The 20,000-nt window shown below is 65.0% G+C and carries 19 protein-coding genes, 1 tRNA gene and 1 pseudogene; 5 read left to right on the plus strand and 16 right to left on the minus strand.

Features of this window, described 5'->3' with window-relative positions; all coding sequences use genetic code 11:
- Positions 1-264, plus strand: a pseudogene (locus tag AB4Y99_RS10580) (hypothetical protein); the annotation flags it as partial.
- Between the two features lie 563 nt (positions 265-827).
- Positions 828-904: transfer RNA gene (locus tag AB4Y99_RS10585), tRNA-Arg, on the plus strand.
- Positions 905-1,039: 135 nt separating this feature from the next.
- Here AB4Y99_RS10585 and AB4Y99_RS10590 read toward each other — a convergent pair.
- Positions 1,040-1,297 carry a hypothetical protein gene (locus AB4Y99_RS10590; protein WP_441523275.1) on the minus strand — a complete coding sequence of 86 codons (258 nt, stop codon included), beginning with the start codon at positions 1,295-1,297 and terminating at the stop codon, positions 1,040-1,042.
- A 620-nt stretch (positions 1,298-1,917) separates the two neighbouring features.
- Here AB4Y99_RS10590 and AB4Y99_RS10595 point away from each other — a divergent pair.
- From AB4Y99_RS10595 to AB4Y99_RS10605, 3 genes are all read left to right on the plus strand, one after another.
- Positions 1,918-2,916, plus strand: a complete 999-nt coding sequence (locus tag AB4Y99_RS10595; protein WP_441523276.1) for an ABC transporter substrate-binding protein — start codon at positions 1,918-1,920, stop codon at positions 2,914-2,916.
- Positions 2,917-3,017: 101 nt separating this feature from the next.
- On the plus strand, positions 3,018-3,842 hold the full coding sequence (locus AB4Y99_RS10600) for an ABC transporter ATP-binding protein (protein ID WP_038363313.1): 825 nt from the start codon (positions 3,018-3,020) through the stop codon (positions 3,840-3,842).
- Between the two features lie 11 nt (positions 3,843-3,853).
- A complete protein-coding gene (locus tag AB4Y99_RS10605; RefSeq protein WP_112764295.1) occupies positions 3,854-4,729 on the plus strand; it encodes an ABC transporter permease in 876 nt (291 codons plus the stop codon).
- Here AB4Y99_RS10605 and AB4Y99_RS10610 read toward each other — a convergent pair.
- The 15 genes from AB4Y99_RS10610 to AB4Y99_RS10680 all read right to left on the minus strand — a co-directional run bounded on the left by AB4Y99_RS10610 (position 4,723) and on the right by AB4Y99_RS10680 (position 19,973).
- Entirely contained in the window at positions 4,723-6,162 is a 1,440-nt protein-coding gene (locus AB4Y99_RS10610; protein WP_441523277.1) for a sensor histidine kinase, read from the minus strand. The genes AB4Y99_RS10605 and AB4Y99_RS10610 overlap by 7 nt on opposite strands.
- A 49-nt stretch (positions 6,163-6,211) precedes the next feature.
- Positions 6,212-6,883: a response regulator transcription factor gene (locus tag AB4Y99_RS10615; protein ID WP_038363316.1), complete on the minus strand. Its 672-nt coding sequence runs from the start codon at positions 6,881-6,883 to the stop codon at positions 6,212-6,214.
- 323 nt (positions 6,884-7,206) lie between these two features.
- On the minus strand, positions 7,207-7,953 hold the full coding sequence (locus tag AB4Y99_RS10620; RefSeq protein ID WP_441523278.1) for an SDR family oxidoreductase: 747 nt from the start codon (positions 7,951-7,953) through the stop codon (positions 7,207-7,209).
- Entirely contained in the window at positions 7,941-9,137 is a 1,197-nt protein-coding gene (uxuA, locus tag AB4Y99_RS10625; RefSeq protein ID WP_441523279.1) for a mannonate dehydratase, read from the minus strand. The genes AB4Y99_RS10620 and uxuA overlap by 13 nt, the downstream gene beginning before the upstream one ends.
- A 28-nt stretch (positions 9,138-9,165) precedes the next feature.
- On the minus strand, positions 9,166-9,885 hold the full coding sequence (locus AB4Y99_RS10630) for a GntR family transcriptional regulator (RefSeq protein WP_191124571.1): 720 nt from the start codon (positions 9,883-9,885) through the stop codon (positions 9,166-9,168).
- A gap of 6 nt (positions 9,886-9,891) precedes the next feature.
- Positions 9,892-10,638, minus strand: coding sequence for an amino acid ABC transporter ATP-binding protein (locus tag AB4Y99_RS10635; protein ID WP_038363322.1), 747 nt, complete (start codon positions 10,636-10,638; stop codon positions 9,892-9,894).
- Entirely contained in the window at positions 10,635-11,312 is a 678-nt protein-coding gene (locus AB4Y99_RS10640) for an amino acid ABC transporter permease (RefSeq protein ID WP_441523280.1), read from the minus strand. The genes AB4Y99_RS10635 and AB4Y99_RS10640 overlap by 4 nt, the downstream gene beginning before the upstream one ends.
- Positions 11,309-11,983 (minus strand): amino acid ABC transporter permease, encoded by a 675-nt coding sequence (locus AB4Y99_RS10645; RefSeq protein ID WP_142023156.1) that lies wholly within the window; start codon positions 11,981-11,983, stop codon positions 11,309-11,311. The genes AB4Y99_RS10640 and AB4Y99_RS10645 overlap by 4 nt, the downstream gene beginning before the upstream one ends.
- A 97-nt stretch (positions 11,984-12,080) precedes the next feature.
- Positions 12,081-12,905 (minus strand): transporter substrate-binding domain-containing protein, encoded by an 825-nt coding sequence (locus AB4Y99_RS10650; RefSeq protein WP_038363331.1) that lies wholly within the window; start codon positions 12,903-12,905, stop codon positions 12,081-12,083.
- A 43-nt stretch (positions 12,906-12,948) separates the two neighbouring features.
- A complete protein-coding gene (locus AB4Y99_RS10655; RefSeq protein WP_441523281.1) occupies positions 12,949-13,974 on the minus strand; it encodes a Zn-dependent oxidoreductase in 1,026 nt (341 codons plus the stop codon).
- Between the two features lie 371 nt (positions 13,975-14,345).
- Positions 14,346-14,552: a putative quinol monooxygenase gene (locus AB4Y99_RS10660; protein ID WP_441523282.1), complete on the minus strand. Its 207-nt coding sequence runs from the start codon at positions 14,550-14,552 to the stop codon at positions 14,346-14,348.
- A gap of 406 nt (positions 14,553-14,958) precedes the next feature.
- Positions 14,959-16,215 (minus strand): four-carbon acid sugar kinase family protein, encoded by a 1,257-nt coding sequence (locus AB4Y99_RS10665; protein WP_441523283.1) that lies wholly within the window; start codon positions 16,213-16,215, stop codon positions 14,959-14,961.
- A 7-nt stretch (positions 16,216-16,222) separates the two neighbouring features.
- Complete coding sequence (locus tag AB4Y99_RS10670; RefSeq protein ID WP_441523284.1) at positions 16,223-17,500, minus strand: ribulose-bisphosphate carboxylase large subunit family protein; 1,278 nt, start codon at positions 17,498-17,500, stop codon at positions 16,223-16,225.
- Between the two features lie 7 nt (positions 17,501-17,507).
- Complete coding sequence (locus AB4Y99_RS10675) at positions 17,508-18,062, minus strand: VOC family protein (protein ID WP_441523285.1); 555 nt, start codon at positions 18,060-18,062, stop codon at positions 17,508-17,510.
- A 24-nt stretch (positions 18,063-18,086) separates the two neighbouring features.
- Positions 18,087-19,973, minus strand: a complete 1,887-nt coding sequence (locus tag AB4Y99_RS10680) for a TRAP transporter large permease (RefSeq protein WP_441523286.1) — start codon at positions 19,971-19,973, stop codon at positions 18,087-18,089.
- Between the last annotated feature and the right edge of the window lie 27 nt (positions 19,974-20,000).

Below are 20,000 nucleotides of genomic sequence, written 5' to 3' on the forward strand. Positions count from 1 at the left end.
GCGAGGCGAGGAGCCTATCAGGTCATGGGCTATCTCGCCGGCGGTATGCCTGGAGGAACGCAGATCTGGTCGAAGGCGGGGCGCACTCGCTGGCTCGGTGACGAGCGCGCCGATTTTCGACGTCACGATGCGCTTCGAGCCGTCCTTCCGAACGGGGCCGAGTTCATCCTGACGGTCTTTTCACAAGGCGAGGCAATCGCAGAGGATGACGGATTTCTGCCGCTACTCGGATCCACCGCTGCGAAAGAGATCTTAGCCCTTTGATCCTTGTTGCAATCTCATCGAGAGTTCAACACGACGCGACACTGACGGTGGAACCCGCACCCTAGAGAACGCTGCCCGCTGAAGCCAGCTTGCCGAGGGAGCATGTCCCTCCGAAGCTGGGAATCGCGCATAATGCGCCCCCAAAAACTCCACATATTTCAACGGATAAGGCGATACATCGTCGCTACGAATCCTTTTGTGAGCCTGGGCGGCACGATCGCGCCGCAGGCGACTTCAACTCATGCGGTGCCGGAGAGAGCCAACCGCATCCTATTCCGCGACGCGTCACTGCGGGTCTTCGTTCCCCAACTGGACGGCTCGAACAGCTTCCAGAGCAACCAGGGCAGCAGCGACCTTTGCGCGCGCCTCCTTGATGTCGGCCATGACCAAGCAGTCATTCCGGTGGATATGGGAAGCGCTGGCCGAAGATAAACGGCGCCGGCACACTCCCGCCATGCCCGGCGCAATTCGATCATGCGACCTTTGCCTGTCGGCACCTTGCTTCTTTGCAAAATCCCTCGTTGCCGAGCGCCCGGCAATCGGCTATCCASCYTYCACGGTTTGCGCCCGTAGCTCAGCTGGATAGAGCGTTGCCCTCCGAAGGCAAAGGTCACACGTTCGAATCGTGTCGGGCGCGCCAACTAACTCTTTGAAATTGCAATGCTTTTTCTGTGCGAGCGGTCGGGCGAAAGCGGTCAGAATTGCTGAATAGCCACCCGACAGCCACCGTGGGCAGCTCCACACGCGGCTCTAGCAGCTGTTTACCGGCAGAGCATCAGTCGCGGATGGCCTGCCGTTTGTGCGCGCGTCCGAGGCGCAGGAAAGACGGCGTCGAGGTCAGATCGAGCCGGCAGCCCTCAAAATGCCGGCCGCTCATGTTCGCGATCCGAATGGAGCGGATCACCGGGATCGCGTTCTGGTAGGATGCGTATGTAAAGCCCGTAGCAACGTCCGGAAYGATCTCTGGATTGCTTTGCGTCTGGCTATCGCCGTTTCCGGCTCCTTCCAGGTTATCAATGTGCGCGTTATCCATCAGCCAGCTCCCCGGGAAGGGAGATTAACGGGCTTCTCCGAAACGGAAAGGCCTGAGCAAGCGGCACCCGCTTAGTCTATCGGGGCAGTTGATGGCGATGCAACTTCGCAAACCCGGCGCATATCGGCGCCAGGCTTTGCCGCTGGACCGGTGACAAATTGCCGGTTCCCAGCTGCACGTGGGTCGCGCCGCAACCCGAGATTGGGCACTCGCCCGAAACCGGACACTGGTTTCATAGCGCCCCATGACTGCAACAGATCTAGTCAGCTCGGATGCGCGCAGAACGCCGCGATCATGGCCGTTTGCTAGGACATTCAAAAAATCGATGCGGCCAGGTTGTGCCGTTGGCGTTCGCGTCTCAATGACAACTTTTGCGTTGTCTAACAGGGTGTAGGATAGCCGACGCTGTTATGTTTGGGCTGGGGATGCCCTTTATTGACCGGCTCGCGCCATAAGCCGCGGAGCTGCCGGCCGCATCGCGTGCAAGGAAGCCGGTGCCGTGGGCGGGCGAGGCTGAAAGGTTGGTGAAAGCTTGGCGGCCTAGGAAGCCGATGCATGGTCGGAGAGCTTCCACTCAAGAGAAGCGCTTCCGAACGAGGAAACGAACAAGGAGTAGCCTTATGCGCGCGCAGACTCTCATCCGCTCGATTGCTTTCGCTTCGCTTTTTGCCGCGTCGACCGCGGCGCTGGCCGCCGACAAGGTGACCATCATGGTCGGCGGCTATGAGAAGCAGATCTACCTGCCGGCCAAGCTCGCCGAGAGTCTCGGTTATTTCAAGGATGAGGGCCTCGAGGTCGAGCTCCTCAACGAGGCGGCCGGCGTCGATGCCGAGAACGAGATGCTGGYCGGCGTGGTCCAGGGCGTGGTCGGCTTCTACGACCATTGCGTCGACCTGCAGTCCAAGGGCAAGTTCGTGATGTCCGTGGTGCAGTTCAGTCAGGCGCCAGGTGAGGTCGAGCTGGTTTCGTCGAAATATCCGGACGTCAAATCGATGGCCGATCTGAAGGGCAAGAATCTCGGCGTCACCGGGCTCGGCTCGTCGACCAATTTCCTGACGCAGTATCTGATGATGAAGTCGGGCGTGCAGCTCGGAGACTTCACCTCCGTCCCGGTCGGCGCCGGCGCCACCTTCATCGCCGCGATGCAGCAGGACAAGATCCAGGCGGGCATGACGACCGAGCCGACGATCTCGCGCCTGCTCTCGACCGGAGAAGCGCGCATCCTCGTCGACATGCGCACGGTCGAGCAGACCAAGGCGGCTCTGGGCGGCACCTATCCCGCCGCTTCGCTCTACATGACGACGGCCTGGGTCGAGAAGAACAAGCCCATCGTGCAGAAGCTGGCGAACGCCTTCGTCAAGACGCTGAAATACATCGGTACCCACAGCGCCGAAGAGATCGCCGACAAGATGCCGAAGGACTATTACGTCGGCAACAAGGAGGCCTATGTGAAGGCTCTGGCCGACGGCAAGGCGATGTTCACCACCGACGGCGTCATGCCGCAGGGTGGCCCGGAGACGGTGCTGGCCGTGCTCTCCGGTTTCTCGAAGAACATCAAGGGCAAGCAGATTGACCTGTCGAAGACCTACACGACCGAGTTCGTGAAGAACGCCAAGTAAGGCGGGTCTCGCAGCCAGACTCTCCGCGGGCGGTGGCTCTGCTCCGCCCGCTCCCCTTCGGCCTATCCCTATCCCGCCGCTTTCGCGGCGAAGGAGGCTCCATGCCTGCAATCGAGGCGAGCGCAAGCCCGGCGGTCGAGCTGATCAATGTCAGCCGCCGCTTCCTGACCCCGGACGGCAAGTCGATGACGGCCATCCGCGACTTCAACATGAGCGTCGCCCGCGGCGAGTTCGTCGCAGTGGTCGGCCCGACCGGCTGCGGCAAATCGACGACGCTCAACCTCGTCACCGGCCTCGCCAGGCCGTCGAGTGGCGAAGTCCGGCTCTTCGGCGGCCCGGTCGACGGCATCGATCCCCGGATCGGCTTCGCCTTCCAGACGGACGCGCTCTTTCCCTGGCGCAGCGTCATCGACAACGTCGTGGCCGGCCCGCTCTTCCGCGGCAAGCCGCGCGAGGAGGCCTATGCGAAGGCCCGCGAATGGCTGGCCCGGGTCCATCTGAGCGGCCATGAGAGCAAGTACCCGCATCAGCTTTCCGGAGGCATGCGCAAGCGCGTCTCGCTGGCTCAGACCTTCATCAACGAGCCGCAGATCCTGCTGATGGACGAGCCCTTTTCCGCGCTCGACGTGCAGACGCGGGTGATCATGCACGACGTGCTGCTCGGATTGTGGTCCGAGGCGAAGGCCTCCGTGATCTTCGTGACGCATGATCTCGAGGAAGCCATCGCGCTGGCCGACAAGGTCTATGTGCTCACCGCCGGCCCCGCGACCGTGAAGTCGGTCTATCCGGTGGCGCTGCCGCGCCCGCGCGTGGTCGCCGAGATCCGCTACCAGGAGGACTTCATCGCCCTCTCGCGCACGATCTGGGACGATCTGCGCGACGAGGTCGAGCGTGGCGCCGCCCGCGACGAAGCCGTGGCTGCCTGAGGAGATCGATCATGACCGATATAGCCCTCACAGCCGACACGACCTTCCGGCCCGGCACGTCGGATGCCGAAATCGAGGCGGCCGCCGCCAAGGCCGCCCGCAACCGCCGCCGCACGGTCCTGTTCTGGCGCTGGGTGATCCTCTTCGTCCTGCTCGGCGGCTGGGAAGCGGGCGCCCGGCTCGGCATCATCGACGAGTTCTTCTTCTCGCGCCCGAGCGCGATCTGGGAACGGCTGGTCGACTGGGTGGTCAAYGGCACCTCGGAGGGCCCGCTCTGGCTCCACCTCTGGGTGACGATGGAGGAGGCGCTGGCCGGCTTCGCGCTCGGCTCGGTGACGGGCATCGTCGTCGGCATCGCGCTCGGCCGCAACCGGATGCTCTCCGACATCTTCTCGATCTACATCAAGCTGATCAACTCCGTCCCGCGCGTCGTCCTGGCGCCGATCTTCATCATGATCTTCGGGCTCGGCCTCGCTTCCAAGGTCGCGCTGGCCTTCGTGATGGTGTTCTTCGTCGTCTTCGCCAATGCCTTCCAGGGCGTGCGCGAGGCGGACCGCAACCTGATGGCCAATGCCCAGATCCTGGGCGCGAAGGGATGGCAGCTCACCCGTTCGGTGGTGATCCCCTCGGCCATGAGCTGGATCTTCGCATCGCTGCATGTGAGCTTCGGCTTCGCGATCATCGGCGCGATCGTGGGCGAGTTCGTCGGCTCCCGCCACGGCATCGGCCTGCTCATCAACATCGCCAAGGGCACCTTCGATGCGGCCGGCATGTATGCGGCGATCGTGGTCATCATGATCGTGGCGCTGGCGGCGGAATATCTGATGACGCTGGTCGAGAACCGGCTGGCGACCTGGCGCCCGGCGCCCCTTCACGACACTCAGTGAGGCTCCTCCCGTGGCGTGCCATCTCGGTCCGCCACGGGCAGTTCGACCAGGACGCGCAGCCCCGGTCCGCCGGATCTGTCGGAAAGCGAGATCGTCCCGCCATGGGCCGCGACGATCTCGCGAACGATCGCGAGTCCGAGCCCTGTTCCTTCGACCGTCGCCGGAGCGAGCCGGTGGAAGCGCTCGAAGACGCGTTCCCGCTCCGCCTCGGGAATGCCCGGCCCCTCGTCCTCGACGATCAGCAGGGCCTGCGTGCCCTGCCGGTCGAGCGTCACGCGCACGGCGCCCCCGGAGGGCCCGTGGCGAAGCGCGTTCTCGACCAGATTGACCACGAGCTCCCGCAGCAGCGTGCTGTGGCCGACCAGAGGGAGGGTACCGACCTTGTCCTCGAAGGAAAGATCCACGCTTCGGTCGAAAGCGATGCCGGCCAGGCTCTCCAAAGCCGCGCGCGCGATGACGGCGAGATCGATCCGTTCCTTGCGCAGGGCGGCTCCACCGGGCTCCGCACGCGCCAGCGTCAGCAACTGATTGACGAGGCGGCCCATGGCGTCGATGCCGCCGTCGATCGCGGCCAGCGCGTCGCCTTTGCCCGCGGAGGTCTCCTCGCGCAGCCCGGTCGCGGCCTGCGTCTTGAGCACGGCGAGCGGCGTGCGCAACTGGTGCGAGGCATCGGCCACGAAGCGCCGCTGCAGATCGATGTAGCGTTGCACGCGCGCAAAGGCCTGGTTGAGCGCATCGATCAGCGGCTGCAGCTCGGTCTGCACATCCTCCCGCCGCAAGGGTTGCAGGGAGCCGGGATCGCGCGACTGCAGGGCATTGCGGACCCGCAGGAGCGGCGCAAGGCCGCTGCGGAGCCCCAGCAGCGCCAGCAGGGCGGCGATGCAGACGAGGATCGCCTGGTCGCGCAGCGACCTCAGCCAGAGCTCCCGGACCAGCCGGTCACGCCCGTTCAACGTCGCGGCGACGATGACGAGCGCGTTGCCCCCGGCGGTTTCCGAGATCACCGGCTGTGCGAGAGCCACGCCCCGGATATCGTCGACGCGGAAACGCGCATTGTAGAAGACGGGCTGGAGATCGCGCGGCGGCTGAGGCGGCATCTCGATATCCGGAAATCCGGCGATCAGCTGTCCCGTGGGCGACAGCACCCGATAGATCACCCTGTCGCGATCCGGCGAGGCGAACATTTCCAGCGCCGAAGGCGGGATCAGCGCCTCGACGCGCCCGTCGGTTTCGCGAACCTGCTCGGCAATCACACGCGCCGAGGCCAGCAGCATGCGATCGGTGATCAGATTGGCCACGGTTTCGGCGCTGCGCTGTGCCGTCCAGCCGTTGTAGACGACGATACCGGCCAGAGGCAGCAGCAGCCAGCCCAGCAGCTCGGCGCGCAGGCTCCTCGAGCCGGATGCGAAAAAGGGGGAACCGGCTTTTCGCAAGAACCCTGCTCTCACTGTCTAGATGCGTCGCCGCTTCGGATTTCCGGCTCTAGCCGGCAGTCTTTCTCAACGCATAGCCGAGCCCGCGCAAGGTGCCGATCGCAATCGGGCCATCGCCCAGCTTTTTCCGGACGCGGTGGACATAGATCTCGATCGCATTGTCGGTCGCGTCGTCGTTGAGACCGAAGACCGTTTCGGTCAGGGCCGCTTTCGAGACCACGCGCCCCGACGCCAGCAGGAGGGCTTCGAGAACGCTGTACTCCCGCGCCGTCAGATCCAGCGGAGTGCTTTCGAGCTTGAACTGGCGGCTCTCGGTTTCCAGGACCAGAGGCCCGAAAGCGGGGTGAGGAACGCGGCTGTCCTGCTTGCGGCGTAGCTGGGCCCGGATACGGGCTTCGAGCTCCTGCGGATCGAAAGGCTTGACCAGATAGTCGTCGGCTCCGGCGTCGAGCCCGGCCACCCGGCTCGAAACCGCGTCATTGGCGGTCAGGATGATCACGGGAGTGAGTCCGCGCCGCTGCCGGAAGCGCCGCAGCAGCTCCAGGCCGGTCATGTTGGGCAGTCCGATATCGAGGATGATCAGATCGTAGAGCTGCGTCGCCAGCGCGGCATCCGCATCCGCGCCGTCATAGACTGCATCGACGACATACCGGCTCTTGCGCAGCAGGCGGGAGAGCCAGTCGGCGAGCTCGCGATTGTCCTCGATCAGCAGGATGCGCATGGCGGGCAGAGTGCCATTTCACGGCGCCGAGAACCAGCTTCTCCGCGAAGATGAGTTTCGTTCGCGGCCTGGCAGCACTGTCTGTCCTGCCGTTCCTCTCGAGTGGCGGTGGCGGTTTTGTCGCTGCTCTGCTCGCCGGAGTTTTAGCAATAGCGCTCAGCCTGTCCGGCGTCGGCTACCTTTGTGGGCTGTGGGCACGCTACAGTTTGAAGGCGCCGTTCTTCTTGAGCCCGACGGCCGCCCTCGGCCGGATTACTCGACTGGGTGACGGGCGCGATCCTGCTCGGAGCCTTGGTGCTCGCCTCTGACCTCATGTTTGGCTGTCAGACGAGCGATGTCGGCGTCACGATGATCTCGTTGACGCAGACATGCGGCGGCAGTGTCGCGACGTGCAGTACGAGGCCGGCGATATCCTCGGGGCGAAGCATCCGGGCCCGCACCTCGTCGCTCATCTTGACTGGCCGCTTGTCCATCAACGGCGTCAGCGTATCGCCCGGCGAGAGTACGCAGGAGCGGATGCCGTGCACCCCGTGCTCGATATTGATCGCATGGCTCATGGCGACGACCCCACTCTTGGCGGCCGTATAGACCGGGCCGGGGCCGGCGCTGAGGACATGCGCCGCCAGCGAGCCGATATGGATGAGGACGCCGCCGCCCTGCGCCTGCATCACCGGCAGCACCGCCCGCGAGAGCTGCAGCGCGCCGCGCAGATTGGCGTCGAGCAGCAGGTCGACCGAATCCGGCGTCAGTTTGGACCAGGAGCGGTCGGGAATGTTCGTGCCGGCGTTGCTGACGAGGATGTCCAGCGAGCGGCCGGCGAGGAGCGCGAGCGCCTGCTCGATGGCCGCGACATCGGCCACGTCGGCGGGGGCGACGATCGCCTCCCCGCCTTCGCCCGCGATGCGCGCGGCAAGTTGCTCCAGCGGCTCCGCGCGCCGGCCGGTCAGCGCGACCGTTGCGCCGGCGCGGCTCAGGGCAAGCGCCGTGGCCTCCCCGATGCCGCTGGCTGCCCCCGTTACCCAGGCGGTCTTGCCGGCAAGGATCTTCCCGCTCGCGCTCACAGCGGCCACCCGTGCTCGTCGGCCAGCGCCGTCATCACGCCGCGCAGCTCGGCCAGGCCGCGCATGCGGCCGATCGCCGGGTAACCCGGGAAGGTCGGCTTGCCGATGTCGTCGAGCAACTCGTGGCCGTGGTCGGACCGGAAGGGGATGCGCCAGTCGGCTTGTCCGGCGGACTTGCGCCGCGCCTGCTCGCGCAGCAGGACCCGGATGACCGCAACCATGTTGGTATCGCCGCCGAGATGATCGGCTTCCATGAAGGAGCCGTCGGGATCGTTGGCGACGTTGCGCAGATGGGCGAAATGGATCCGATCGGCGAAGCGCTCGGCGATCGCGACGGGATCGTTCTTTGGATTGGCCCCGAGCGAACCGGTGCAGAAGGTCAGGCCGTTGGAAGGGCTGTCGACCGCACTGAGGATCGCCTCGAAATCCTCCATCGAGCCGGCGATGCGGGGCAGGCCCAGCAGAGAACGAGGCGGATCGTCCGGGTGGATCGCCATGCGGATGCCGACCTTCTCGGCGGTCGGGATGATYGCTTTCAGGAAGCGGATGAGATTGTCGCGGAGCTGTTCGCGGCCGATGCCTTGATAGCGTTTCAGCATGACGCGCAGACCCTCGATGTCGTAGCGGTCATAGGCGCCCGGCAAGCCGGCCATGATCGTGGCGAGCAGGCGGTCGCGGTCTGCTTGCGTCGAGGCGTCGTACCATTCCTTGGCGCGGGCCAGCACTTCGGGCGAGACGTCGGCCTCCGCACCCTCGCGCCGAAGCATGAAGCAATCGAAGGCGGCGAACTCATGCGCGTTGAAGCGCAGGGCCATGGCGCCGCTCGGCAGCTTGTGACGCAGCACGGTCCGGGCCCAGTCGAGCACCGGCATGAAGTTGTAGCAGATGATGTGCACGCCGGCCTCGGCGAGGTTCACCATCGACTGGCGGAAGCGCTCGTAGAGCGGCTCGACATCATCAGCCGCCAGCTTGATCTTCTCGTGGATCCAGAGGCTTTCGACGACGCTCCAGCGCAGGCCAAGCTCGGGCCTGGCGGCAATGGCATCGAACCGATCGCGGATCTGCTCGCGCGTCCAGACCTCGCCGGCCGGCACCTCGTGCAGGGCCGTCACCAGCCCGGTCGCGCCCGTCTGCCGGATGTGATCGAGGGGGATGATGTCGTTGGGGCCCCACCACCGCCAGGTCTGTTCCATGGTCTCGCGCTTTCTCAGATAGGCATGTTCAAGGGGATTTCGGCGGCGTGCCGCCGGGCTGGGGAGGCGAATCCTCGAAGAATTCGGCGTGGTCGACGGCGATCTTCTCGAGCGCCAGCGAAGCGCTGTGCAGATGGGTCTCCATCAGCGCCACGGCTCCATCGGCATCATGCGCGAGCACGCATTTCACCAGCTGCTCATGCTGGTGGAAGATCATTTCGAGCCATTCCTGGCTCTCCAGCGAGAGATAGCGCAGGCGATCGAGCTGGGTTTTCATCGAGAGAATGAAATCCCAGACATGCGGATGCCCGGCGATCAGCATGAGCGCTCGATGCAGATCCTCATCGGAGCTGAAGAACCCATAATGGTCGCGGCGCGTGATGATCCTGGCCTGCTCCTTGAGCAAACCGTTCAGCACGCGCTCCTTCTCGTGGCCCGTAGCGAGGGCGGCGCTGCGCACGGCGCGGCATTCCACGGTTTGCCGCACGAATTGCGCATCGCGAACGGCCGATAGCTGGATCGGCGCGACGAAGCTGCCGACCTGAGGGACGATGGAAAGCAAGCCCTCGACGGAAAGGCGGTGAAAGGCCTGGCGGACCGGTGTCCGGCTCAGGCCGTAATGCGCCGCCATCTTGATCTCGGACAGCGCCTCTCCCGGCCGCAACTGGCCCGTGAGAATGCGCCCGCTCAGGTCGTCATAGACCTGGGTGACGGTCCAGCGGCTCTCGGCTTTCGGGACCACGACCATCGGGCGTCAATGCGCGGCGTTGCTGATGGTGCTGAGGAAGCGCTTGGCGCGCTCGCTCTTTGGGGCCGCCAGCATCTCGCGCGGGTTGCCCTCCTCGACGATCTTGCCGCCGTCCAGGAAGACCATGCGCGTGCCGACATCGGCCGCAAAGCGGATCTCGTGCGTCACGACCAGCATGGTCCGGCCTTCCACGGCAAGGTCGCGCATCACGGCCAGCACTTCGCCGACGGTCTCGGGGTCCAGCGCCGAGGTCGGCTCGTCGAACAGCAGGATATGCGGATTGGTCGCGAGCGCGCGGGCGATCGCGACGCGCTGCTGCTCGCCGCCGGACATCTGCGCCGGATAGGCGTTGATGCGGTGCGACAGCCGGACCTTCTCGAACAGGCCTCGCGCCCGTTCCTCGACGGTCTTGCGGTCCTCGCCATGGACGACGACCGGAGCCAGCATGACGTTCTCCAGCGCCGTCAGATGCGGGTAGAGATTGAAGTGCTGGAAGATCATGCCGATGCGGCGGCGCACGTCGATGATGCTGCGCTGCTTGGCTTGCACGGCCTTGCCCTCGAAGAGGATGTTGCCGCCCTCGATGGTCTCGAGCCCGTTGACGCAGCGCAGGAGCGTCGACTTGCCGGTGCCGGAGGGGCCGATGAAGCAGACGATCTCGCCGGCCTGCACGGTGGTCGAGACGCCGTCGAGGATCGTCCTGTCCCCGAAGCGCTTCACGACATGGTCGAACTTGAGAACGGTGTCGGTCATTGTCCTGCTCCGGCCGTCATGAGGCGGGTGTTGACGTGGAAGCGCCGTTCGAGCGCAGCCCCGCCGAGCGAGATGCCGTAATTGATGAGGAAGTAGATCAGCGCCAGCAGGAGCAGCGGCACGAAGCTGCTACCCATGGTTTCGCGGATCAGGAGGCCGGTCTTGGTCAGCTCGACATAGCCGATGATCGAGGCGAGCGAGGATTCCTTCAGCGTCGCGATATAGACGCCGACCGAGGGCGGCAGGATGACGCGCAACGCCTGGGGCACGATGACGTGGCGCATCATCTGCCAATAGGTCATGCCAGCGGCCCGCGCGGCTTCCCACTGGCCCTTGCCGACGCTTTCGAGCCCGGCCCGGATGACCTCCGACATGGTCGAGCTGGCATGGAGCGCCAGCGCGACGGTCGTTGCAGTGAACGGAGACAGATCGATCCCGAAGACCAGCGGCATGCCGAAGAACACGAAGAACAGCACGATCAGGATCGGGATCGAGCGGAAGAACTCCGTGAACAGCAGAGCCAGCAGCCGCAGCGGCAGAAGCGTGGACATCCTGGCAAGCGCGATCAGCGTGCCGCCGACCGCGCCGATCAGCAGGGCGAGCCAGGACAGCCAGATGGTGACGAGCRCCGCCTTCAGCAGCAGCGGCATGTAGGTGAGCAGTTGCGCGCTCATCGATAGGCCTCCGGCTGGCGGAACAGCCAGCGCCCGATGGCGATGCGTCCGAGGTTCACGATCTGGCAGAGCACGAGATAGACCACCGCTGCGATGACGAAAGTCTCGAAGAAGCGGAACGAGGAGGAGCCGACCGTCTGCATCCAGGACGCGACCTCTTCGACCGCGACGGCCGAGGCCAGCGAGGACGCGAGGATGACGGCGATGAACTGGTTGCCGAGCGGGGCGTAGATCGTGCGGAAGACCTGCGGCAGCACGATGTGGCGATAGAGCTGAAAGCGCGTGAATCCCTGCGAGGCGGCGGCCTCGAACTGGCCGGGCGGCACGGCGACGAGGCCGGCGCGAATGATCTCGGCCATATAGCCGGCGCTGTTCAGCGTCAGCCCGATCAGCGCGGAATTGAAGGGCGACATGCGCAGGCCGAGCTGCGGCAGCGCGAAATAGACGATGTAGAGGATGACCAGCAGCGGCGTGTTGCGCATCACCTCGACATAGAGCCCGCCCGTAAAGCGCAGGAGGCGCGAATCCGAGCGGCGCATCAGGGCGACCCCGGAGCCGATGGCGACGCTCAGCACGATCGCGAGCACGGAGAGCAGCAGCGTCGCCTGAGCTGCGGCAGCGAGATCGCCGAGATAGGGATAGATGCTGCGAAACGAGAAATAATAAGGCACCGATCAGGCCTTCCTGTCCGGCATCGGCTCAACTGGCGCGCCGATGCACTCCGCGGCGGAAGAGCGACGCCCGCGAGGGCGTCGCCGCATGTCGAACTCAGTACTTCGCCTGGATCGGCGGCTGCTCGAAGCCGAACCACTTCTGGAACAGCTTCTTGTTGTCGCCCGACGCATTGAACTGATCGACGAAGAGGTTGAGCACGCGCAGCCAGTCCGCGTCGCCGGCCGGCAGGCCGATGGCGATTTCGGCGCGGGCCAGGTCGCCCTCGGCCTCGCGCAGCTTGCCCGGATTCTCCTTGATAGCGTTGCCGTTGTAGAAATTGTCCTCGGCCATCGCATCGGCCTGGCCGGTCAGCACGGCGTTGAGCTCGTCGGCCTGGGTGTTGAAGCGGATGATCTGGGCCTTGGGCATATTGGCCGGGACGGCGCGCTCGGCGGTGCCGCCGCGCGAGATCGCGACGCGGATGCCGGCCTCGTTGGCCTCGGCGATGGTCTTGTAGGGGCTGTTCGCCGGCAGGAGCAGGCGCATCGTGGTGACGAGATAGGGGTTGGTGAAGGCGATCGAGGTCGAGCGCTCGACGTTGCGGGTGAAGTCCGCGATCGTGACGTCCGCCTTGCGGGTCTGCAGGGCGGTGACGCGCGCCGGGATGTCCGAAATGATGAATTCCGGCTTGACCTTCAGCGCCTCGGCGAGCCGCTTGGCGATGTCGATATCGTAGCCTTCGGGCTCGCCATTGGGCATCACGCGGCTATAGGGCGGCAGGCTGCCGAGGACCGCGATGCGGATCGTGCCGCGCTGGAGGATGCTCTGGAGAATGCCGGGGGCGTTCTGCGCCTGTGCGGAGGCGAGCGTGGCCATGCCGAACAGCCCCACCGCCGCGATACCGCAAAGCGATTTCATGATTCCGCGCTTGGACAACATTGTTTCTCTCCCTTTCCTGTAAGCGGGTCCGGTCAGGCCGGGTTTATTCGTCGAAGGCGAGCTGGACCTTGAGCAGGCGATCGGGGTGCGTCTCGACGAAATCGAAGGCCGCTCGCGCATCGCGCGCGGCGAAGGTCTGCGTGATCATGGCTGCCGGATCGAGGCGGCCGCTTTCAAGCCAGCTCACGACCTCGGGAATGAGCCGCCGGTTCAGGCGCGAGCCGAAGAGCGACAGCTCCTTCCGGACGATGTCCTGCTGGCTGACATTGCAGGGTGCCGGCGAGAAGCCGAGCAGTCCGATGCGGCCGGCGGGGCTGGCGACCCGGCAGGCTTCCTCCAGCAAGGCCGGGATGCCGGCGCCGTCGATCACGACCGAAGGGCCGAGGCCGTCCATTTCCGCTTTCACGGCCTCGGGAACGGAGCGGGAAGGGGAGTGGATGGTGAGATCGGCGCCGAAGCTCTTGGCACGCTCCAGCCGGGCCTCGTCGATATCGACAACGATGCAGCGCGCGCCTTTCAGCTTGGCGACCTGCAGCACGGTGACGCCGACCGTTCCGGCGCCATAGACCAGCACGGTGTCCTCGGCATCGCAGCCCGTCGCGGTCAGCACGTTGGCGGCGACCGAAAGCGGCTCGGCCAGGGCTGCCACGGCAAATGACAGGTCGCGCGAAACCTTCACTGCGTTCTTCGCCGGCAGGATCGCCTCGCTGCTGAAGCCGCCGTCGCGATGGACGCCGATGACCTCGAGTGTGGCGCAAACATTGGGCCGGCCGCGGCGGCAGGGATAGCAATGGCCGCAGGAGACGACCGGATCGGCAACGACATGATCGCCGATCGCGAGCGCCGAGACGCCTTCGCCGATCGCGGTGATCTCGCCGGCGAATTCATGGCCGATGATGCGGGGATAGCGGGCAAAGGGATTGGAGCCGTGGAGAATATGCATGTCGGAGCCGCAGATTCCGGCGCGACGGACACGCAGCTTCACTTCACCCGGTCCGGGATTCGGCCGCGAGCCTGAAATCAGGCTGAGCGCGTGCGGCCGCGCGACGCTGACGGCAATAGACTCCATATCCACCCTAGATCATTTTGATAACGTCTTCTTGTATACAAGTGCACTAGCATTCCAGACGACCGGCTGCAAGCTTGGCGATCGATAGAACGGTCGCCCCACGCCAGTTGAGCTCAATGCGCCAAAGTCCCGCCTGCTGAGGGGACGCGGGCTGCGTTGTGGCGCGAGGCGGCCCTGAGGATTCCACCTTTTCGAATGACCGCGCCGAATGGGAAACAGACAGTGAGTCTGCGCCAAATCTGCTCTGTGGGCGGGTCCCGTTTTCCTGCCCAATCGATGCTTTGTCGTTCTGGTCTCGCTTTGCTTCGGAGGGCATCTGCATATGCGTGACCGCGACACCGCCTTCTGCGAGTTCGGGCAGGCGCGCGAACTCAGGCTTGCACGTGCGGCGTCGCGTTGTGCGCCTGGAAATCCGCCTCGGCGGCGAAGATCTGGTAGAAGATGAAATGGCCGGGCGCGGTACGATCCTCGTGTAGATCAGGTTGTGGGGCTCGTTGCGAACCTGCGCCACGAGCGGGAGCGTAGCCTTGCGCAGCTCGTCTTCCATGCCGGGCTTTGCGCGAACCTCGGCCTCGCATCCAATAGTCTGGGCAGACGGAAGTGATCTCGTTCCTGCGGTGCCGATGTCCCCGCTCTCAATGTAGAGGACTATGGAGCAGACATAGTTCTCATCATCGCCCGAGACGGCACGCCAAACTCCACTTTCACTACTTAAACGCCGCCGATCTCCCCTGAATTGCGGTCGATCGGAGAGCGCTCGTTTCTCTATTGTCTCGGCCGCCGGCTGGTGCCGAGTCCGCTACACGCGTTCATCGATCACGTTCGGAAAACATCGCCGGTGACTTGAAGCTGAGACCGTCTGCTGCCGGGCGGTCCTTCAACGTCAGCTTGTGGCACTGTGACTTCGCCAGCCAATTCAAACCAAAAACAATCCTGGAGTTGCTCGTGAAGCGCCGTGTGAAGGAGACTGATGCAGATGGGCGTTCAATTTGAAGCCAACTGGAAGAAATCGACTGGACCCATCTGACCACCCTTCAAGACAACTTCCAAACCATCCAACTGTTGAACTGCGCTATGGGCGCGGCAAAGCGGTGCTCCATCAACCAGCGGGGCCCGGTAAGATAGGCCCCAGATGTCGAGCGCTTTGATTGCGAGAGTGGAGGTGTCTCCGCCGGCGACGACGAGGCGTGAGATGCGGGCACGGTCCATGATTCTGCGCATCAGACGGCCGGTCTCCTGTGCGACGGAGCGCGGATCGCCCGGAGCGCCGTCAGGTGGCCCTGTGACGAGCATGGTGTCGCCGACGGCGAGGAGTTCCAGGGCTTGCTCAGAGAGCGTCTGCCCATAGGATGGCTCATCGCGCAGCCGGTCGGCATCGACAGGCAGATGCGCGAAGCCGCTCGCGGTTTCGACCTGGGCTCGCGTGACGGGCGAGAGGGAACCGACCAGCGCAAGCACAGGGCCGTACGATCGCGCAACAGGCTGTGACGCAGCCGGCTCCCCCGTCCCTCCCAAGAGTTGCGCCGCCATCCGCGCAACCGAACTCGCACCTACGAACAGTCCAGGCGCGGCATCGAGAGACTTCCGAAGCCGATCGGCGATCACTGTGAGGTCGCTCTCGCGTGACACATCGAAGAGGATGATGTCCCGATCCAGAATATTCGCTGGTCCTGCGCCTTCCAGGGCCCTGTAGTCCACGAGGCTGATCGATCCGAAGCCTTGAAGCCCGAGATGCCGCCTCAGATCGGACTCAACCATCGGCGTGACGGGGTGACGGCTCATCGTCGGGTGCCGGTCGATCCGGTAGACTTCACCATCGCCGGCCGCAGCAAAGAGATGACCGAAAAGGCAGTAGCGGCCGAGATTGGGTTGCCCGCCGATGATCGAGATAGGCCCTTCCGGAAAATGCGGCCTCAACGCCGCGACGGCGGCACCGATGTTGCCGACGTGAGGGGCGCTATCGAAGGTGGAGCAGCACTTGTAGTGCATGATCCGCACGCCGAGCTGCGCGAAGAAGCGGCCGGCGGCGTCGAGCACGGGGCCCATCTCGGTTGGAGGCATCGAGCGGGTCGCACCCGCGATTCCAACCGCGTCGAGAGGTCCGGCAGAGGCCAGTTGCTCCGGGGTGGGAATGCCGAGAAAGAGTAGCGCCCGAAAGCCGCGCTCGGCGAGCATGGCGAGGGTGTCCGTTGCGCCGGTGAAGTCGTCACCGAACCAACCGTAGAAGGGCGGGATTGTCATCTCGGGGTCAGCACGGTTTGGCGCCGAAAGTATCGAGTGCCTGCTTCAGTTCCGGCTGCCTTTGGGCTGCCTCGGATAACGACACGCCCGCGGCCACCGCCGCCCAGGCCTGGCGGATGCTGGCGACGCCGGCGGCTGGCCCGCCCGGATGCGCCAGGATGCCGCCGCCTGCCATGAACAGGAGATCGGCATGGCCGATCGCATCCCAGGTCGGCTGCGCCGTTCCGGCCCATTGGCCGGAGGAGAAGGCGGGCAGGACCCGGTCATCTAGGTCTTCGGTCAGCGGCGTCACGCAGTCGCGTGCTGAGGAGACGACTTCTTCGTCCTCCTGCGCAAATTTACCCTGCACGCCATGGACATGCATGTGGTCGACGCCAGCCAGTCGCCAGAGCGTCTGATAAGCCTGAAAGGAGATGCCGAGCCAGGGATGGCGTGAGACCGCGCCATAGCCATTGCGATGGCCGTGCAAGGCAAGATCGGTCGAGCGGCGCAAGGTCTCTATGCCGGAGAAGCCGCACCAGTTCAGGCTCGCCATCACGCAGGTGCCACCTTCGCGCGCCACGAGATCGGCATGGCGCCTCATCGCGTCGGTCTCGTCCGTGATGTTGAACGCGATCATGACCTGTTTCCCGGTTCGGTCGGCATGGCGGCGGACCGCCGCCATCACCGCCGGGATGCGTTCGGCGAGTGGCGCATGGTCCGGGTTGGCTGAAATCTCGTCATCCTTGATGAAGTCGAGGCCGGCGGCGCAGAGCGTCGCGACGAGTTCGGCTGTCTCATCCGGGCTCAATCCGACATTGGGCTTGATGATCGAGCCGACCAGCGGGCCCGCGTCCACGCCGGTGAGCCTGCGGGTGCCGGCGATGCCCTGCGCAGGCAGCGCGAAGCGCCGGCGATAGCTCTCAGGAAGACGGATGCTGTCCAAACGCAGCCCGGTGGTCTCGCCGAGGTCGAAGAGATTGCCGGCGACGATCGAGGCGAGCGTGGCCAGATTGGCGCCGACATTCGAGACCGGGAACGAGATGGAGACCTGAGCCCGCCGATAAGGGCCAGAGACGCCTTTGCGGGCGAGCCAGGCATTGGGAAGGCTCGGCGTCGCGGCGGCCGCGAACTCCTCCACCTGTGTGACAACGGCCCGCGTACGATTGCGCAATTCGTCGGTTTCGCCAGCGACACGGGTGAAGGTGCCGCTTGACTGCTCGCCGGCCATAATCTCGGCGACGCGCGCGGGATCGAGCGGCGTCTCGATCAGGTAGCTGGCTTCGAAACGGTCATGGTTCATCATGCCCGCGTCACCGCTTTGCTGCGGCAAGCTTCGTGAGATCGGGGAAGGGCCGTACCGGATCCTTGCCGTCCCAGCCTTCAGATGCCTCGCGGATCAACCGGAACATCTCGCCCTTGGGCCCCGCCACTTCCGACAGCTCGATCACGGTGCCCGGGTGATAATGCGTATCRAAATAGATGAAGCGGCCGCGCTCGCCGACCTCGCCGCTCATCACCGGCTTGAAGCCTTCCGCCAGCAACCGCTCAAGGTCTGCGTCGTAATCCGACGTCCAGTAGGCGACGTGCTGCAGGCCGCTATGGCCGGCATCGGTGAAGTCCTTGTACATCGACGGCACGTCGTTGCGGCACTGGATCAGTTCGATTTGGAGCGGCCCTGAATTGGCGAGTGCCACGGAATTGTGCGGCTCATGGGTCTCGCCCTTGTAGCGGTAATTCCGGATCGGAACCTTGGGATTGTAGAAGAAGGGGCCGACGCCGAGTACGCGGCTCCAGTAATCCATCGCGGCCTCGATATCAGGCACGACATAGCCGGCCTGGCGGATCTGGCCGAAAAAGCGGCTCATGGTGATGACCTCGATGCAAGCAGTTCAGAATTTCAGGAAGCCGGTGGAGAGCCAAGGGAAGGCGGCGACCACGACAAGGCCGATCAGCAAGGCCAGCATGTAGCCCCAGATGTATTTGAGGCCGTCGTCGGGATTGACCTTGGAGATGGCGCAGGCGCCGTAATAGCCGACGCCGAAGGGCGGGGCGAAAAGGCCGATGCCCATCGCGAAGATCACGACCATGGCATAATGGACCTCATGCACGCCAACTTGCTTGGCGATAGGGAAGAGCAGCGGCCCGAACAGCACGATCGCCGGGATGCCTTCCAGCACGCTCCCGAGAATGATGAAGGCCAGGATCGAGATGGCGAGGAAGCCCCAGCCTCCGCCGGGCACCGACGACATGGCGCGGGCCAGATCCTGCGAGAAGCCCGATTGCGTCAGCCCCCAGGCCATCGCGGTGGCGCAGCCGACGATGAAGATGATCGCGCCGGTGAGCGAGGCTGTGTCGACCAGCATCTTGCCGAGGCGGCGGACATCGAACTGCCGATAGATCAGGAGCCCCGCCAGCACGGCATAAGCGATACCGATGGTCGAAACCTCGGTCGCGGTGGCAACGCCTTCGACGACCGCGGCGCGGATGACGAAGGGCAACGCAATCGCGGGGAGCGCGATGAGGCAGAGCTTGGCGATCTCGCGGCTCGAATGCCGGACCACATGGCTCAGATCTTCTCCACGATAGCGCCACCAGACGACGACGCAGAGCGCGATGCCCAGTACCAGCGCCGGCAGCATGCCGCCGGTGAACAGCGCCGCGATCGAGACGCCGGTGACCGAGCCGATGGTGATCAGCACGATCGAGGGTGGGATCGTCTCGGTCTGGGCGCCGGTGGCGGAGAGCAGCGCGACGAGGTCGCCGGGTTTGGCGCCGCGCTTCTGCATTTCCGGGAAGAGCACCGGGGCGATCGCAGCCATATCGGCGATCTTCGAGCCGGAGATGCCGGAGACCAGATACATCGCGCCGATCAGCACATAGGAGAGCCCGCCGCGGACATGGCCGAGCAGCGAGGCGAGGAACTGGATCATCGCGCGCGCCATGCCGGTCATCTCGATCAGGGCGCCGAGGAAGATGAAGAGCGGGACGGCGAGCAGGATGAGATGGCTCATGCCCTCGTCGAGCCGTCCGACCATGACGAGCATCGGTGTCGAGGTCGTGCAGGCGAGATAGCCGAAGGTGGCGAGGGCGAAGGAAAAGGCGATCGGCACGCCGGAGAAGACGTTGAGGGCGACGACGCCGACGAAGAAGACGATCAGGTTGAGCTTGCCCAGCGGCTTCAGCATTGGGCCGGCGAGCCAGAACAGGGCGACGAGCGCGAGCGTGACGGCGCCCGCCAGCAGCACCGGCTTCCATGAGCCGAAGCGGACGAGGCGCAAGCAGGCGACCACGAGCATCAGGGCGATGCCGATGGGGAGCGCGCCCGCACGCCAGGCATTGGAGATCCCCAGCGCCGGAGTGACAATGAAGTTCTCTTCTTCCGCATACTCCAGCGCATGCGGCAGGATCATCAGCAGAAAGGCGATCGCGGCGGTGACGGCCAGCGCCTCGAGTACCGCACGAGTGCCGGGCGAGACGCGGCTGACAAGGCCGGTCATGCGCATATGCTCGCCACGCCTGAGCGCGATCACCGCGCCGAGCATCGACAGCCACAGGAACAGGATCGAGGCGAGCTCGTCCGCCCAGACCAGCGGCGCGTGGAAGACGTAGCGGGCGGTCACGCCGGCACCAAGAATGACGATCTCGGCGAGCACGATCACCGCCGCGACGAACTCGACCAGTCCGCCGAGGCCGCGCTCGAACCTGTCGGCCGCTCGCGCCAGTCCCGTCAGGGGCAGGCGCGCAGGCTCCTGCAGCGTTGCGCCGTGCACATCCATTCGTCAGCCTCCCGATCGGGTCGCGGT

It is taken from the genome of Allobosea sp. TAB14, from assembly GCF_052113865.1.
GTDB lineage: Bacteria > Pseudomonadota > Alphaproteobacteria > Rhizobiales > Beijerinckiaceae > Allobosea > Allobosea spartocytisi.

What these genes read in the sequence shown, in the direction of transcription:
- AB4Y99_RS10600 (WP_038363313.1), top strand. Translation starts at nt 3,018, where the DNA reads ATGCCTGCAATCGAGGCGAGCGCAAGCCCGGCGGTCGAGCTGATCAAT.
- AB4Y99_RS10615 (WP_038363316.1), bottom strand. Translation starts at nt 6,883, where the DNA reads ATGCGCATCCTGCTGATCGAGGACAATCGCGAGCTCGCCGACTGGCTC.
- AB4Y99_RS10630 (WP_191124571.1), bottom strand. Translation starts at nt 9,885, where the DNA reads ATGGTCGTGGTCCCGAAAGCCGAGAGCCGCTGGACCGTCACCCAGGTC.
- AB4Y99_RS10635 (WP_038363322.1), bottom strand. Translation starts at nt 10,638, where the DNA reads ATGACCGACACCGTTCTCAAGTTCGACCATGTCGTGAAGCGCTTCGGG.
- AB4Y99_RS10650 (WP_038363331.1), bottom strand. Translation starts at nt 12,905, where the DNA reads ATGTTGTCCAAGCGCGGAATCATGAAATCGCTTTGCGGTATCGCGGCG.
- AB4Y99_RS10655 (WP_441523281.1), bottom strand. Translation starts at nt 13,974, where the DNA reads ATGGAGTCTATTGCCGTCAGCGTCGCGCGGCCGCACGCGCTCAGCCTG.
- AB4Y99_RS10660 (WP_441523282.1), bottom strand. Translation starts at nt 14,552, where the DNA reads ATGCGAGGCCGAGGTTCGCGCAAAGCCCGGCATGGAAGACGAGCTGCG.
- AB4Y99_RS10665 (WP_441523283.1), bottom strand. Translation starts at nt 16,215, where the DNA reads ATGACAATCCCGCCCTTCTACGGTTGGTTCGGTGACGACTTCACCGGC.
- AB4Y99_RS10670 (WP_441523284.1), bottom strand. Translation starts at nt 17,500, where the DNA reads ATGATGAACCATGACCGTTTCGAAGCCAGCTACCTGATCGAGACGCCG.
- AB4Y99_RS10680 (WP_441523286.1), bottom strand. Translation starts at nt 19,973, where the DNA reads ATGGATGTGCACGGCGCAACGCTGCAGGAGCCTGCGCGCCTGCCCCTG.